Origin of the sequence: Psychrosphaera sp. F3M07 (assembly GCF_018860345.1) — a bacterium.
GTDB lineage: Bacteria > Pseudomonadota > Gammaproteobacteria > Enterobacterales > Alteromonadaceae > Psychrosphaera > Psychrosphaera aquimarina.
Genome location: NZ_JAHKPJ010000021.1, coordinates 394,523 through 410,898, shown reverse-complemented (window position 1 = coordinate 410,898; position 16,376 = coordinate 394,523). Strand labels below are relative to the sequence as shown.

The window sequence follows — 16,376 nt, the reverse complement described above, 5'->3', positions numbered from 1 at the left end:
TTAGCAAGAATGAGTTAAACAATTTATATGTCGTTGACTAATTAATTCCTTTAAATACTCCCTTATAGATTAAAGATCCCTTACTATAGAAAACAGCACTAACAAATGGAATTTTTAGCATCCAATGTTAAACCTATATCAATCTAATAGACTCGAAGCTTTAGTTACGCTTTTGTCGACTCAAATTAAATTCCCAATCAGTGATAATGCACTAACTCCAGAAACTATCTTGGTGCACAGTCCTGGTATGTCTCAATGGTTAAAACTGCAAATAGCTGAGGCCAATGGCATAGCGGCTAATATAGACTTTCCGTTACCAAGTAGTTTTATTTGGCGTCTATATCAAAACTTATTGCCTGATGTTCCTGCACAAAGTCCATTTAATAAAGACCGAATGACGTGGAAGTTATATCAATTATTACCAGAGCATTTAAACAAACCTGAATTCAAGTCCATAGCCGATTATCTAAACAATGACAAACCCATTGCTGTTGAATGTATAGATCACCATTCCAACGAAAATCATTTTGCAAACCAAAATGGAAAATCATCGTCAGAACAGATCGGTAGTTATGAACAACTCAGGTTATTCCAATTAGCTGAAAAAATAGCAGACGTATTTGATAACTATTTAATGTATAGACCCGAGTGGTTAGAACACTGGCAACAAGGCCATTTAGATTTGCCTAAAGAAGATATTGTCAAAGGTGATGATATTAAAGGGCAACAATGGCAGTGCATTTTATGGCAAGCATTAGTGACTTTCACGGATCAACAAAACCAAAGCCCATTGCACCGTGCCAGTATGCATAAGTTATTGTTAGATAAATTATCTACTATCAGTACTGAAGAATTAAAAGTCGCATTGCCAACGTCTCTTGACCGTTTATTTATATTTGGTATTTCTACTTTACCGACTCATCAGTTAGAAGTATTGGAAGCGTTATCTCAACATATCGACGTACAGATTTTATGGTTAAATCCGTGTAGCCAATATTGGGGCGATATATTAAGTGATAAAACCATTGCGCGATTAGACAGTAATCAAAAACAAATTGCTGAGCTTAATGTTAATCATAAAGAGGATTACTTTGTGACGGGTAATCCGTTATTGGCAAGTTGGGGCAAAGTTGGGCGTGATTATCTGGACGTGTTAACAAACGCCAATATTAATATCACCGATGTCTTTATTGAACCTAGCGCAGAGTTAGATTCATTTTCAAGTTTAGAAAAAATTCAAAACGACATACTAAATTTACAATATCGGGGTGAACAAACTCCGTTGACGCCTAAACAAATCAACTCTGATCACGGTAAAGTCTTATTAACCAATGACGATGACTCTATATTAGTGCATAACTGCCACAGTCGAATTCGTGAACTTGAGGTACTAAAAGACCAGTTATTAGGTTGGTTTGAACAAGATCCCACTTTATTACCTAAAGATATTTTGGTTATGGTGCCGGACGTGAATCAATATGCACCCTTTATTGAATCTATCTTTAAATCTGAGTCTAGCGCTATAACTAGTGGAAACAACTCAAGCCATAATCAAACTATCCCATTCACGATTTCTGACCGAGGCGGTTTGGAAGAAAATCCATTATTAAACACATTTATCGACTTATTACTGCTGCCATCTTCTCGTTTTACAGTATCAGAGTTATTAGATCATTTAGAAGTGCCTGCGGTAATGTCCACGTTTAATTTAAGTTTGTCCGACATTAATTTATTAAAACAATGGATTGAACAGAGTCAAATTAAATGGGCAATTGACGCTAAACATAAAGCCAAGTGGCAATTACCAGAAATCGACCTTAATACCTGGGTATATGGATTAAAACGTATGGTGTTGGGGGTGTCGTTAGGTGAAGAAGGTTTATGGAACAACATTTTAGCCTATGAAAAAATTGAAGGGCTTAACCAAGCCATATTGGGTAAATTATTAAACTACTTTAGTTTCTTAGTTGAATTAGAGCAGATCTTAAATGGTGATAAAACAATTGAGCAGTGGTGTGAGTTATTAGAACAGTTTGTTACGCACTTATTTACTTTAGGTGAAAATGAACAACAAACGGAATATCAAAACAAAATTGATGTGATCACCATTCAAAAGATACGAAATTCAATCGCGCAGTTACACGTTTATTTGGATGACCGTGATTATACTGGTGGTATTAATTACCATTTAATTCATCATTTTTTTGCACAGCATTTAAGTGAGAGTGGGGTAGCTCAAAGATTTTTGGCAGGACGTATGAATTTTTGTACTTTAATGCCAATGCGTTCAGTGCCATTTAAAGTTATCTGTATTTTAGGGTTAAATGATGGTGATTATCCCCGTCATGTTGACCCAATTAGTTTTGATCTGGTGGGATTAAATTCTGCTAGAAAAGGGGACCGCTCGCGTAAATTAGACGAACGTTATTTATTTTTAGAAGCCATCAGCTCTGCTAGAGAAAAACTGCATTTAAGTTTTATTGGCCAATCAGCTAAAAATAATAAAGAGTTAATGCCTTCGGTTATTTTGTCGGAATTGATCGATTATATGCAACAGTCTTTTATTGTCGACAATCCTAATGAGAAAGAATCAATCTTTGATCGCGTCGTGATCAAACATAAACTGCAACCATTTAATTCGGGCTATTTTTTAAATGAAGGCGGCTTAAGCCTTTATAAATCCTACTCTGAACGTTGGTATCAAGTTTGTAAGACACAAAATTCTGTACAAAGTAATAGTGCAGTAAGTGACCACTTTGTCCATAGGTCAAGTGAACACGATCATTCCAATAACAATCAAGATCCTAATTTGGATCAGCAGGATCAAAATATCGAGCAGTTTGATCCTATCAAATTACAAAAGGATCAAATTGATCTTAGCGAATTGATTGAGTTTTGGACGCATCCAATTAAGTATTTTTATCGTCGTGTATTAGATATCAAACTGGATCTAAACAACGATGTTTTATCAGATCATGAAGTATTCCAGCATGACGGATTACAGAAATATAAAAATCAATCGGCGTTATTAGACTTATTTTTATTTAACAATCCATTAGCCGACGATCAAAACGTCACAACACAGAAAACCAATAAACAGTTAAACCAAAAGTATTTACGCTCTGGAAATTACCCTGCAAAAAAATGGGGTGAAAAAGTGTTGGATTCATACCAAAAACAAAGTCTTAATATGGTCAACCTGATAAAAGAGATACTCAGTATCGATCACATGGAACAACTGAAATTAACTAAACACCAACATTTAGTCAGTTTAGATCTACCAAGCAGTTTGACTTCGAAATTGGGGTTGGAACAAATATCAGTGCAATCAACTATAGAAACGTTTATTACTCATAACCAACAGGTGAGCTTATTTGTCCGTAGCGGAAAAATTAGAAAATCTGATACTTTATCTGCTTGGTTAATACATTTAAGTAAATGTGCAGCATTTAACGCATCTATGACAATATTAATTGGTAATGATGACACTATAGGCTGGTTTGAACCGTTACAGCCTGAACATGCTAATGAACAATTGTCATTATGGGCAACAGAGTTTGTTCGTTATAAAAATCAAAACCAAATGTTAACTTGGCATATAGACCCCGCGGTAGATTGGTTAGCAGAAAAACAAAAGGGCGCTTCTAAGTTGGGATTAAATGCGGTTTTAGCTAAACATATAACCCCAAATACGTTTAATCTCAGTGCAAGAAATTTAGCCAGTGACGATTACGCTTCTAAACATTTGTTTAAATTGGAGCAGTTTGACGATGAGTTTGAACGTATTACGGTAAATCAATTATCAGACATGGCAGAACAATACCAAAGTGGAAAGACGAAAAAAGTCATTAAGCAGATCAAGGAGTTGGTGAATCTAAAATGAATAAATTAAATCCACTTACATTACCACTTGATCAGAATGCGCTTATTGAAGCCAGTGCCGGTACTGGTAAAACATACACGATAACCACATTATATTTACGCGCATTATTGGGACTTGTAGATACAAAAACGACATTAAGCCCTAAATCTATTGAGCAGATCTTAGTGGTTACTTTTACAGAAGCCGCAACGCAAGAGATCAGAGACAGAGTAAGAAAAAAACTACTTGAAGCTCAACAAGTTTTATTAACGGATGAATTAACAGGTGACCCTAACCAAAGTGTCTTGCAACAAACGACAAATACTGGTGATAGTTTTGATTCAAATCTAGTTAAACTTCTCAATACGTATATTCACCGTTTGTTAACTTCACCAGCTGAAATACAAAATGGCAATGAACCTGCGTCTATTGTCCACAATGAACAAGATATCAAAAAAGCAGTTTTGCAGGGGTATCACAGGTTACAAAATGCCATAACGTTAATAGATGAAGCTTCAATCTTTACAATTCATGGCTTTTGCCATCGTTGCATTAAGCAATTTGCATTTGAAACTAACTCAAGTTTTGAACAAACATTTGAAATGGATAATAAACCTATTTTACAAGGTGCGTTATATGATTTTTGGCGTAAACACGTTGTTCCATTAGATGGTGTTGAGTTTGGTTGGTTTGAACAAAACTGGCGTAACCCTGAAGGATTATACAAAGCGATTGCATCGGTATTAGGTAAAAACATAGATATTACGCCAGCGCTTGATACAAGCCGTTATAATGAGTTGATCAACGATTATCAATCATTGATTATCAATTTAAAACAAGAATGGAAAAAATCGGACTTTTCCAAGTTATTGGCTGAATCAGATCTTAAAAAGACTGGCAAGATATACAAACGTATTGGTGTGTTGACGGAGTTTGTTCAATCAGATAATTGGTTTCCAGAATTTGAGAAGGGCGACGAGTGGGGATTATGGGGCTCAGATTCATTAAACAATGCCAGTAATTACAAAGCTAAATCAGAACCGCTTCACCACCCAATTAGCCAAACCATTGATAAATTGGCTGAGGTAGTACACCAACTTAAAAATGGAGGTTTTCAAAGTCATTGGTTAAGACTGGCGAAAGATTATATAGAAAACCGCGCACAACAAATTAAAAACGAACAACAGATCATTAACCCTGATGATTTGTTAACTCAGTTACTTAACGCTATAAATGCAACGTCTACAGTGGAAAATGTGGATGTGGTTGAGGACAATAATTTGTTATTGCAGGCCATTAGAACTAAATACCCTTTGGCCTTTATTGACGAGTTCCAAGATACCGATCCTGTTCAGTACGGTATATTTAATGCCATATATAACAGGTCGCAAGATAGCGAAACAACCACTGCTAATATGATTTTAATTGGTGATCCTAAACAGGCCATTTACAAGTTCCGTGGTGCCGATATATTTACTTATATCAAAGCAAAACAAGATTTAGCCGACTCACAACATTATACCTTAGACACCAATTGGCGTTCTCACCCCAAGCTAGTGAATGCCGTTAACCAAGTATTCAAACAAAGTGTTGAAGGATTTAAACAAAAAGAGATCCCCTTTGAATCTGTGTTAGCGGGCAAATCAGATACATTTAAACTGATAGATAATGGCAAAGATGCAAATCAATTAACATTTTGCCATTTATTACCAGATACCCAAGCCCCTGATAAAGTTGGATTTAAACAATCAGATGCTGAAGGTATATTAGCTAAATGGTGTGCCAGTCAAATACAGCAAACCTTGTTATCAGCCACCAGTGACGATCCCAGTACGTATATCGATAAACAGGGTAAAGTATTACCCGTACAAGCAAACGATATTTGTATTTTAGTAAGAAACCGTAATCAAGCCAGCGTAATTAAAAAGACCCTAGCTCAGTTGAATATACGCTCGGTATTTATCAGTCGTGACAATATATTCAATACTGCAGTCGCCAAAGATTTACTGCGGTTATTGATGGCAATTAATTCACCGTTTAATGAGCAAAAAGTGAGGGCCGCCTGCGCCACTTGTTTTTTTGCTTATGACATCGACACATTATTTAAGCTGCAACATGATCCTGTATTATGGCAGCAGCATTTAGATTGGTTTTATAACGCTAATCAACGTTGGGTTTATGGTCAAATCTCAAGTGCCATTGACACCATTTTGCTACAAGCAGATACCTTGAATAAATGGCAATTGTTAGAGCCAAATGAATATGAACGATTGATCACAGACCAACGCCATTTGTCTGAACTTATCCAACAACAATCGGTTAAACATGCAGGTGTTGAAAAACTGCTACATTGGTTTGAGCAGCAAGTGATTGCCGATGATAACTGGAGTGACGCAACGGACGACCAACAATTACGTTTAGAATCCGACAGTAGCTTAGTGCAAATCGCCACTTTACATGCTTCAAAAGGGTTAGAATATCCAATTGTATATCTACCTTTTGTTTGTGATTTTAAAGCGGCAAAAACCGCTATTTATACCTCAAATCAAGAATCTAAAGGGTTAACTTATCGTGTTGATAATCGCACTCAAGAGTTACAACAAGCTGAAGCTGAACGTTTAGCGGAAGATTTACGTTTATTATATGTTGCGATGACCCGTCCAATATTCAATTTAGTGATCGGTGTATATAATTTATTAGATGCATATAAACGACCTGTTTTAGATAATTCAGGTTTAGGGCAAGTGTTGTTAGGTGAGTTAGCCACCAATCAAAAACCAAATAATGAATTAATAGAACAAGCCTGTAACCGATTGTTACAGCTAGACTTCAATAATGACATTGAATTTAAGGACTGTTTCCAATATCAAAGCCAAGCTGAAGATCTGGTGGTCGATGAGTTTAATCAACGTAAATCTGCTGGACTAAGCTTACACAGTAAAAAAACGCCGGTACTTAGTTTTTCTCAATTTAGTGGTAACGTAAACGATAATTGGAAAATGATAAGTTATTCATCATTAGTGGCTGGCGCGCATCACAGCGAAAGTAAATTCGTGGAGTCCGCTGGGTATAAAACTACGGATAGTTTTGCCCAAGAACAATTAAATGATATTTGGGTGTCTGGTTTATCGGATGAACAAAACAATATTGAGCCAGAACAATCAAATGTTCAGATAACATCTGAGCCAATAATGGTAAAAGATAGATTTTCATTTCCCAAAGGCGCGAATGCAGGAACATGTTTACATTGGATTATGGAGAACTTAGATTTTCAACAGCCAGTGGTTGAACAGGTTGATGTTATTGAATCTGGATTAACGCGATATGGAATAGAACTGTCATGGGTCTCAGTAACGATAGACTGGATGAAAGATATTATTAATTGTAATTTATTGGCGGGTTCTGATACCAAATCCATAGATGAAAACGTAAATACCCCAGATCAAACGCCGAGTTACTCCCTTGCTGACATAGAAAAAAAAGATAGATTGGTTGAAATGGAATTCTACTTTAATTTCAACAGTTTGAACCAATTGATTATAAGTAACGCGTTACAAATGATGGGTTTAAAACCGGTGCATTTTGATAATTTTTTATCTGCAAGTGCCAATCAAGATGGCCTGTCAGGTATCGTAAAAGGTTTTATTGATTTAACGGTACATCATAAAGATAAATATTACGTATTAGACTATAAATCCAATTATTTAGGCGATGATTTATTGTTTTATAATCATGCTAATTTAGAGGTTTCCATGTCCGATCATCATTATCAAATACAAGCACTGATTTACACGTTGGCACTTCATCGCTGGCTAAAGTCGCGTTTACCTCATTACGATTACAATGTTCATGTTGGAGGTGCTCTTTATTTATTTTTGCGCGGCATGCAAACAATGAACAATACTTCAACATCTGGTGTTTATGTTATGAATATAAAACAAGATGTTATTGAATACTTAGACGCGGCATTAGAAGGTAAGTTTGAGCAATCACAGTCGACTTATGCTGAAAAGAGTGAACCTGTTTTATCACAACAAAGCCAAACTGAGACAGACTCAGCAACGGATGATTTGAGTCATCAAGACGTAACCAGCACAGTTTCACAGATGGGGTTTGACTTTGACTGATATAAATAAAACCAATTCTAGCAATACTAATTCTACTAACACGGATTTAGACAACGCTATGGTAGAAAAGCCAATAAAACAGTGGTTTAAAAACACGTCAGTTTTTGTTCAAGGCATTGAGAATGAACACACTATAGAGCTATCGGATGACATAAGCTGCAAATTGGATAAAGCCAATGACAGCACTAATCTAGCGAATAGAGAGTTACCCGAAACGTTACAATGGCTGTTGTTACTAAAACAGCACAAGATCATTCAATCAATGGATTATCACTTTGCTTGTTTTATCTACGGTGAAATGATCGTAAACAATGAGTTGGGTAACACGATTAAGTTAACCCGAGCAGAAATTAACTTTGTGCTGTTACTGACTGCGAAACTTAGTTATGACATGAGTATACAAGATGCGTGTTTACATTTAGATCAAGTCAACTTGAGCCAACCATTTACTTGGTTACCACCAGAATTACAGCAGCATAATTTAACCAAACAAGTATTAGAGCAGCTGCCAATACAGTCACAATGGCAAGATATTCTACTTAACAGTGGTTTGGCTAGCCAATTTACCTTGTATGAAGATGAGTACTCGATAGAAACGGATGGAATGCCATTAGTTCTGTTTAACAACTGCTTATACATGCGTCGGTATTTCAATTATGAAAAAGCAGTAGTGAACTTTATTAAAGGAGAGGCCAATGATAAACCGTATTGGTTTAACACCCTTGATAAACAACAGATAGAGACTGTAGTTAATACCTTATTTGAACCTAGCCAAGAGATTGACTGGCAAAAACAAGCAGTGATTAACTCCATTACTAAACCATTTTCAGTGATATCTGGTGGACCAGGTACTGGTAAAACAACAACTGTAGTAAAACTATTAGCGACATTATTACAGTTACATGATCAATATGAACAAACTCAACAATATAAGTCACCAATTACAACTCAAGTATTAGGGTTAAACATACAACTTGCGGCTCCAACAGGTAAAGCGGCACAACGATTAGCTGAATCAATAACGCATTCATTAGGGAGTTTGCAATTAAACTCAACTATTAAAGATAGGCTTCCTAATACTGCGGTTACTATTCATAGATTATTAAAACCCCAAGGGTTAAACGAGTTTACGTATAACGAAAACAATAAATTATTTGTTGATGTATTGATCGTCGACGAAGCCTCTATGGTGGACTTAAGTTTGATGAGCAAATTGTTAGCCGCCGTACCTAAACATGCTCAAGTTATTTTATTAGGGGATAGGCAGCAATTATCGTCGGTGGAAACTGGCAACGTATTAGCAGAAATATGCCGTGTTGAAACACAATCTCTGAATTTGGTGGTTGAATTACAAAAGAGTTATCGTTTTAGTGCTGCCGGTTTAATTGGCCAATTAGCTAGGTTTATTAATCAAGGGAACAGCGCCAAAGTAATCTCTTTATTATCAGACCAAGCAAACCAGGTTGCACATAATATACTCGAAGCTGAACTCAATTGGATAAAACCAGACCTAGATAGTTATCACTCGTTGATAGAATTCAGTTTTAAACACCAACTATTATTAATCCAACAGGCAAAAGAGTTTATCCATCAACCTCCAGAGCTCAGTTATGCTTTTTTAACAAGGTTATTCGACCACTTATTGCAGTTCCAAATCCTGACCTGCGTAAAAGAAGGTGAGTTTGGTGTTGAAGGGATCAATAGGCATATCAAACAGAGGCTAATTTCTCGTAAGTTGGTTAATCACCATGAGCAACATTATCATTGTCGCCCAGTGATGATCTCAGAAAACGCGTATCATTTGGGTTTATATAATGGGGATATTGGCTTACAGCTTATTGGTAATGATAAACAATTAATGACTTATTTTTTGCAGCCTGATGGCCAAGTGATGAAAGTGTCTTGCCAACGGTTACCTAAACACGAAACAGTTTACGCTATGACAGTGCATAAAAGCCAAGGATCAGAGTTTAAACATGTGGCATTAGTTTTACCCGATGCCAACCTTAACAATAAGATTTTATCCAGAGAGATCCTGTACACAGGATTAACTCGCGCTAAAAAACAGTTCACTATCTTTGGCCAAGCTCAAGAAATTCAACAAGCTATTAACAAAGCAACGGTTAGGCAGTCAGGTTTGAGTTTGTTATTAAGACATAATATGTCATCAACATAAGATGTCTTAATATCGTCAATATGGGGAAGGGGTTTTATCTTGTGGTTTTTTGCACAAAAACCACAACAAATAAGGCCAATGCAAAGCTGCCAATAAAGGCCTCTATGGTGGCGACCAATCTGGAATATCCGACTGGGTTAATATCGCCATAACCTAAGGTAGTAAAAGTCACCACACTAAAATAAATGCTAGAGAAAAAGTTATATAGATTCTCAACAAATGAGTTGTTGAAAGATAATTGAATGATTCCGGTATCACTTTTGATGCCAAGAATAAAATACAAAACGGCGCAAAATAAAATCAATATTAATGAGAATAAGATCACATTTATAGGTTTTTCACCGTAACCACAAAATAAATCGACGGCTTTAGAAACAACTCTTTTTTGAGAATATTGTGGGTGTTGTTTGCGGCGCATAATCAGTTCTTTATGGGCAAAATGACCAGCTAAAACATGTATTCCGTCAGTTTCAGCGGTTTTTCTTAAATTTCGATATATTTCTTCTGACTGTTCATAATAATCAATCGCTTTGGTTCTATCTTTATCTTTATCAGCTTGTATCGCGATAGCTTCTTGCTGAACATATTCGCCCACTTTAATATTATCGATACGTGCATTCTGCAGTTTGACGCCTAATAGATTCGTATTATGTAAATTTGCACAATTTAATTTGGAGTCATTAAGACGGGTCTTCATTAAAGAAGAACCTTCTAGGTTTATGTTAAACAGATGAGCATTTTCCATGTCAGCACGGTAGAGATCACAATTACGCATATCGTAACCACTAGTGCAACCTCGACGAACTAGACGGATGTCTTTAAGGTTAGCTTGTTTAAGTTGGAGCCCTTGTAACATTCCACCACTTTTTGCGTAGTTTTCTAAACGTTCACTTAAGTCCATACCTGTTTTATCAATGGTTTTATCATGCCAGAAACAATGACCTGCACCCATATCTTTTTCTTCACAGCGCTTGCCTTCAAGGTTATGGTATTTACAAGTATTTTGGTCTGACATTAATCACCTTGATAATGAGTTAACAATATGTTCTTTCTAATAAAAATAATAGAATAATGGGTATTTGACTATAAATATTTTGGTTTTTTATGTTATTTCACTTTTATCGCTTTATGATTAACCAATTCGAACATATGACATTTCTTTAAACTCAGATGGGGCAACACGAGTATGAATAAGCAAATAATCCATATTTTAAAAGGAATGCCGGCGACAGATGGTGCTGGTGTAAAGCTGACAAGAGCGATTGGTCAGCCTAAATTGCCTAACTTAGACCCATTTTTAATGATTGATGAAATTCGTTCAGATGATCCAAATGACTATATTGCTGGATTTCCGCCACACCCACATCGAGGGTTTGAAACCTTAACTTATCTTATGCATGGCAGCATGGAGCATAATGACTCTACCGGAGGACACGGGTTAATTAATTCCGGTGGGGTACAATATATGACGGCTGGCAAAGGTATCATTCATTCGGAAACGCCTAAACAAGATCAAGGTTTATTATGGGGATTTCAATTATGGATAAATCTTCCAGCTAAACATAAGATGGTTGACGCTTCCTATGTTGATATTACAAAAGAACAAATTCCGGTTTTACCTCTTAAGCAAGATAAAACACGACTAAAGTTGATTGCTGGTCAAGTATCAAACTTTGATAAAACAGGCCCTGTAGTTAGGGATGATATCCAACTACAAATTTACGATATAAGTTCAGAGGTCGAACATCAACAGTTACTCATGTTTAATCATAATGCCAGAGGTTACATTTATGTTTATCAAGGGCAGATCCAAGTAAATCAACAGCAGATAACATCGTCTCACGTAGTCACATTTGGTGAAGGCTGCACCGTTGATTTGACCTTGTTTCCTGATTCTGGTGCATTAGTCGTAATGGGTGATCCAATCGGAGAGCCGATTGTGCAATATGGACCTTTTGTTATGAATACTAATGAAGAGATTCAGCAAGCATTTGTTGATTTGGATGCGGGCCGATTAGGATAATCCATTGAGCAGAGACGAGTAAAAAGTTAGTAACCAAGGTAAAGGTTTAGGAGAACATATTGTTAATATTAGTCACTGATATTTTTGGTGAAACGTCTTGGTGTAAAACCTTATTACAAACATGGCAACAAAAAGGGCACAACACATTTTGTATAAGCCCTTATGAAGAAAATGATGGCCTTACCAATTTCGAAAACGAGCAACAAGCTTACCAAGCGTTTCAAGATGCAGGTGGTTTGGAAGCTTATGTGAACAAATTAAAGTTATGTTTGGCTCAACTTAACATTTCTGATGAACAAGCTATCAATTGTATTGGTTTTAGTGCAGGTGCTGCGGCATTGTGGCAGGTGGTATCTACTAAATTGAACACCAACAGTCACTTATGTATAAATCATTGTATTGGCTTTTATCCGGGACAAATTAGGCATTCATTAGATTTAACCCCAAGTTGTCCGTTTACGATTGTGTTTCCAAAAGAAGAGGAACACTTTGATTTGCCAAAGGTTATTCAACATCTTGTTACAAAACAGAATCTTAGAATTGTTCAAGTTCCGTTAAAACATGGGTATGTTAATCCACAATCGGTTAACTACGATATGACGGCAAGCGAACAGGTAACGGATATGTTAGTTAACGTTGAATGTATCAATCAGCCGTCCGTTTTCATACCAAGCTTGATACAGCAAAATAAAATGCATGAGGAACGAACATGTTCATTACCATCATAATTAGTATTATTTGCGGCATAATTTGTTTGAATATGGCGTCCAACAGAAATAAAGTAACGTCAACGTGGTTTATCTTAGGTTTACTTTTTGGGCCATTGGCAATTTTGTTTCTTTTACTTTCACCAAAGGATAACCCTTAAGTTATGGCTGACACCAACTTAACATCGGCAGATTCATTAGAAAAAAATCACAAGACAAAAACGATACCTGAGTTATTATGTGGCCCTTTTTTAAGAAAAGTCGATAAAACTCAAGCGATTATCTGGTTTGTTACCAGTGCCGAACATAAGTACAGTGTTCAACTTAAACAACAGTCGCATAAACTTAGTTTTCAACAAAACTTACAAAACATTCAGATTGGCTCTCAATGTTTTATCAATCAGATTCATTGTAAAGTAGAAGATAGTTGGCCATTAAATCAAAACATTGGTTATCAGATTGAGAAAGTAGTTAATGGTAAAAAACATAAGTTAGATTTAACTTCAGCAACCTTAAATGGTGAAAGCAGCCCCGCATTTATTGTTAAAGACAAGTTATCCTCGGTTATCCAAGGCTCTTGTAGAAAACCAGATCATCCAGCTCCTGATGCATTTGCCACTATTGGTAAACAACTAAATGATGGTTCTTTAACTAGGCCTGATTATTTGATCATGGCAGGGGATCAAATATACGCAGATGACGTTGCGGCACCAATGCTGGTGGCTTGTCAGTATTTGAGCAAAAAATTAGGTCTGTATTCAGCAACCCATGAATTGGGGGCGGTTTCCAAACAACAATTAGACTGGCGTTATTCATTATTTAATCGCAGTACCTTATTTCCTAAAAAACAAGACCAGTCGTGGTTTGCCAAATTTTGGCATGGCGATAACATAGTTTCAGCTCGCCATCACGAAAACCATTTAATTGGATTAGATGAGTTTTTTGCTTGTTATTTATTAACCTGGTCAAGTCAGTGTTGGTCGTTAGTTTATGAACAAACCCTAGAAGCAAAAGAACAATTAAAGGCAAATCAACAAACTATCTATCAAAATGAACTGGATCACTTAACAGGGTTTATTGAAAGTTTGCCATTGTTTGCCCAAGTTGTCGCAAACATACCGACGGTAATGATATTTGATGATCACGATATAACCGATGACTGGAATTTAACGGCGGATTGGGAAGAGCATATATACGGCAATACCATTACTAATAATATGATCCGCGACGGTTTATTGTCTTACACTTTATTTCAGGGCTGGGGCAATTGTCCTGAAAAGGTAGAAGATCTTATTGAGCAGATCAGTGAGTTATCAAAATCAAAAGACTTCGCCAGTGAAGAGTTCACTGAAATAATTCATTTACATAATCAGTGGCATTATTCGATAAAAACGGAACCAGCAATCGTGGTATTAGATACTCGCACGCACAGATGGCGTAGCGAGACCTCCACTAAAAACCCAAGCGGATTGATGGATTGGGAACGTTTAGAGCAGTTTGAAAAACATTTATTTAAACCTCAAAATTCAGTATTAGTCGTGTCTGCTGCACCGGTTTTTGGTGTTAAATCTATTGAAGTAATACAAAAGGCGTGTGAACTTTTAGGCAAAGAACTGTTAGTTGATGTAGAAAACTGGATGGCACATCAAGGGTCAGCAAAAAAACTAATGGAAATGTTGCGTCACGACTCAGCGCCTGATGAAGTCATTATATTATCTGGTGATGTGCATTACTCGTTTTGTTTTTCTGCCATGCGTCGTTTTAGTTCTGATACCGACAAAATATGGCAGCTAACCTGTAGTGGGTTTAAAAATGAATTCCCTCAAGGTTTGTTAAAGTTCTTTGATTTTATAGATCGTTTTTTATACTCAGAACACAGTATTTTGAACTTGTTTACTAAACGAAGAAAAATGGAAATTGAACACCACCCGTTATTATCCAGAAAAGGCAAACATGAACGGCATTTACACAGCCAATCCGCTGCAGGTTTAGTGACATTAAATGAAAAAGGTTTGTTGGCAGAATATAGATTGATCAGTGGTCAAGGTGAAACACATTTGTTTGATTTAAATGAACAGTAAGGTTATAAGCAATTTCTTGATTCATGTTTAAAATTCAAAAAAATGCGTGAGACAATAGTTATTAATCTCACGCATGATTCTTTTGTGATATTTACCTGCAAATTAAAACACTTGGCAAACAAAACCTTTTAAGTAAAAACCTTCCGGATAAGCACTGCCGACAACATGATCTTGTGCTTGGCTTAAACGTTCAACAAATACCATGTCTCTGCCTGCATCAAGTGCTGCGTCTGCAATGATCTTTTGGAATAAAGGGGTTTCCATTAGACCAGAACATGAGAATGTTAATAAATAACCACCAGGATTTAGTAACTTAATGGCCAACATATTAATGTCTTTGTAGCCGCGACAAGCGTCTTTTAGCTTAGCCTTTGATTCTGCAAATTTAGGCGGATCCATAACAATAACGTCAAACTTAGTGCCGTTATCGCGGTATTCTCTTAATAATTTAAAGACGTCTTTTTTAAGTAACGACATCTTGTTCATATCAAGTTTATTAAGCTCTACGTTTTTAGCAGCTATGTTTAAAGCATCTTCAGAGGCATCGACTTGTACCACTTTTTTAGCGCCACCACGTAACGCATATAAACCAAATGTGCCTGTATAACAAAAACAGTTTAATACGGATTTCCCTTTCACGTATTTTTCTAAGGCGGCTCGGCTATCACGTTGGTCTACGTAATATCCTGTTTTGTGACCTTGTGCTATGTCTACAATAGCTTTGATGCCATTTTCTTCAATGATCACTTGTTTTGGCATTTTGCCATGCACTAAGCCCGCTGATTTTTTTAACCCTTCTTTACTGCGTACATCAGCATCAGAACGTTCGAATATATTAAAGTCGGGAAAACATTGTTTTAATGCTTCAAAGATATTGTCACGCTGATACTCTGCGCCACAACTTAATAACTGAATAACTATCGTGTCGTTATATACATCAGCTGTTACACCAGGAAGACCATCTGATTCAGCACATAACAAACGGTAGCCAGTTAAGCCACCGCGCTGAATAATAGGTTTACGTATTAATTTTGCGCGATTAATTTTTTCAATGAAAAACTGTTTATTAATAGGGCGCTTTTCAAAACTCCATATACGAACTCTTATTTGAGAATGAGGCGAGTAGGCACCTTTGGCTAACCAAGTGCCATTTTCAGATAATACATCAACCGTTTCGCCATCACTTGGTTCACCTTCAACTTTGCTAACCCCTTTGGAGAAGATCCATGGGTGTTTACGCTTAAGGTTTTTTTCACGATCTGGAAGAATAAATATAGATGGCATGTTATTAACTTTTATATAGGAGCAAGACCGCAATTTTAATCTAGCTAACAAGGTAATACCAATATTATTACAATTAATCCGGCTATCTTCTCAGTTTAAAAGTATAAGCGTTAATA

8 protein-coding genes are annotated in these 16,376 nt (G+C 36.4%); 6 read left to right on the top strand and 2 right to left on the bottom strand.

Annotation, left to right across the window (positions count from 1 at the left end):
• Window positions 1-124: 124 nt before the first annotated feature.
• Genes recC through recD form a run of 3 tightly spaced genes read left to right on the top strand, consistent with a single transcriptional unit; the run spans window position 125 to window position 10,165 of the window.
• Window positions 125-3,883, top strand: a complete 3,759-nt coding sequence (gene recC / locus KO505_RS12470) for an exodeoxyribonuclease V subunit gamma (RefSeq protein ID WP_216055775.1) — start codon at window positions 125-127, stop codon at window positions 3,881-3,883.
• Window positions 3,880-7,989 (top strand): exodeoxyribonuclease V subunit beta, encoded by a 4,110-nt coding sequence (gene recB, locus KO505_RS12465; RefSeq protein WP_216055774.1) that lies wholly within the window; start codon window positions 3,880-3,882, stop codon window positions 7,987-7,989. Before recC ends, recB begins: the two co-directional genes overlap by 4 nt.
• Window positions 7,982-10,165 (top strand): exodeoxyribonuclease V subunit alpha, encoded by a 2,184-nt coding sequence (recD, locus tag KO505_RS12460; RefSeq protein ID WP_216055773.1) that lies wholly within the window; start codon window positions 7,982-7,984, stop codon window positions 10,163-10,165. The genes recB and recD overlap by 8 nt, the downstream gene beginning before the upstream one ends.
• A gap of 34 nt (window positions 10,166-10,199) precedes the next feature.
• Here the strand turns inward: recD and KO505_RS12455 are convergent, their stop codons facing one another.
• Window positions 10,200-11,180, bottom strand: a complete 981-nt coding sequence (locus tag KO505_RS12455) for an ion channel (RefSeq protein WP_216055772.1) — start codon at window positions 11,178-11,180, stop codon at window positions 10,200-10,202.
• 171 nt (window positions 11,181-11,351) lie between these two features.
• On the opposite strand from KO505_RS12455, the gene KO505_RS12450 reads away from it, so the two are divergent.
• The 3 genes from KO505_RS12450 to KO505_RS12440 all read left to right on the top strand — a co-directional run bounded on the left by KO505_RS12450 (window position 11,352) and on the right by KO505_RS12440 (window position 14,976).
• Window positions 11,352-12,188 (top strand): pirin family protein, encoded by an 837-nt coding sequence (locus KO505_RS12450; protein ID WP_216055771.1) that lies wholly within the window; start codon window positions 11,352-11,354, stop codon window positions 12,186-12,188.
• Window positions 12,189-12,247: 59 nt separating this feature from the next.
• A complete protein-coding gene (locus KO505_RS12445) occupies window positions 12,248-12,916 on the top strand; it encodes a dienelactone hydrolase family protein (RefSeq protein ID WP_216055770.1) in 669 nt (222 codons plus the stop codon).
• A gap of 143 nt (window positions 12,917-13,059) precedes the next feature.
• Window positions 13,060-14,976 carry a metallophosphatase gene (locus tag KO505_RS12440; RefSeq protein ID WP_216055769.1) on the top strand — a complete coding sequence of 639 codons (1,917 nt, stop codon included), beginning with the start codon at window positions 13,060-13,062 and terminating at the stop codon, window positions 14,974-14,976.
• Window positions 14,977-15,078: 102 nt separating this feature from the next.
• On the opposite strand, the gene KO505_RS12435 is transcribed toward KO505_RS12440, so the two are convergent.
• A complete protein-coding gene (locus KO505_RS12435; RefSeq protein ID WP_216055768.1) occupies window positions 15,079-16,260 on the bottom strand; it encodes a class I SAM-dependent methyltransferase in 1,182 nt (393 codons plus the stop codon).
• Window positions 16,261-16,376: the final 116 nt, after the last annotated feature.

What these genes read in the sequence shown, in the direction of transcription:
- KO505_RS12450 (WP_216055771.1), top strand. Translation starts at nt 11,352, where the DNA reads ATGAATAAGCAAATAATCCATATTTTAAAAGGAATGCCGGCGACAGAT.
- KO505_RS12440 (WP_216055769.1), top strand. Translation starts at nt 13,060, where the DNA reads ATGGCTGACACCAACTTAACATCGGCAGATTCATTAGAAAAAAATCAC.
- KO505_RS12455 (WP_216055772.1), bottom strand. Translation starts at nt 11,180, where the DNA reads ATGTCAGACCAAAATACTTGTAAATACCATAACCTTGAAGGCAAGCGC.
- KO505_RS12435 (WP_216055768.1), bottom strand. Translation starts at nt 16,260, where the DNA reads ATGCCATCTATATTTATTCTTCCAGATCGTGAAAAAAACCTTAAGCGT.
- recB (WP_216055774.1), top strand. Translation starts at nt 3,880, where the DNA reads ATGAATAAATTAAATCCACTTACATTACCACTTGATCAGAATGCGCTT.
- recC (WP_216055775.1), top strand. Translation starts at nt 125, where the DNA reads ATGTTAAACCTATATCAATCTAATAGACTCGAAGCTTTAGTTACGCTT.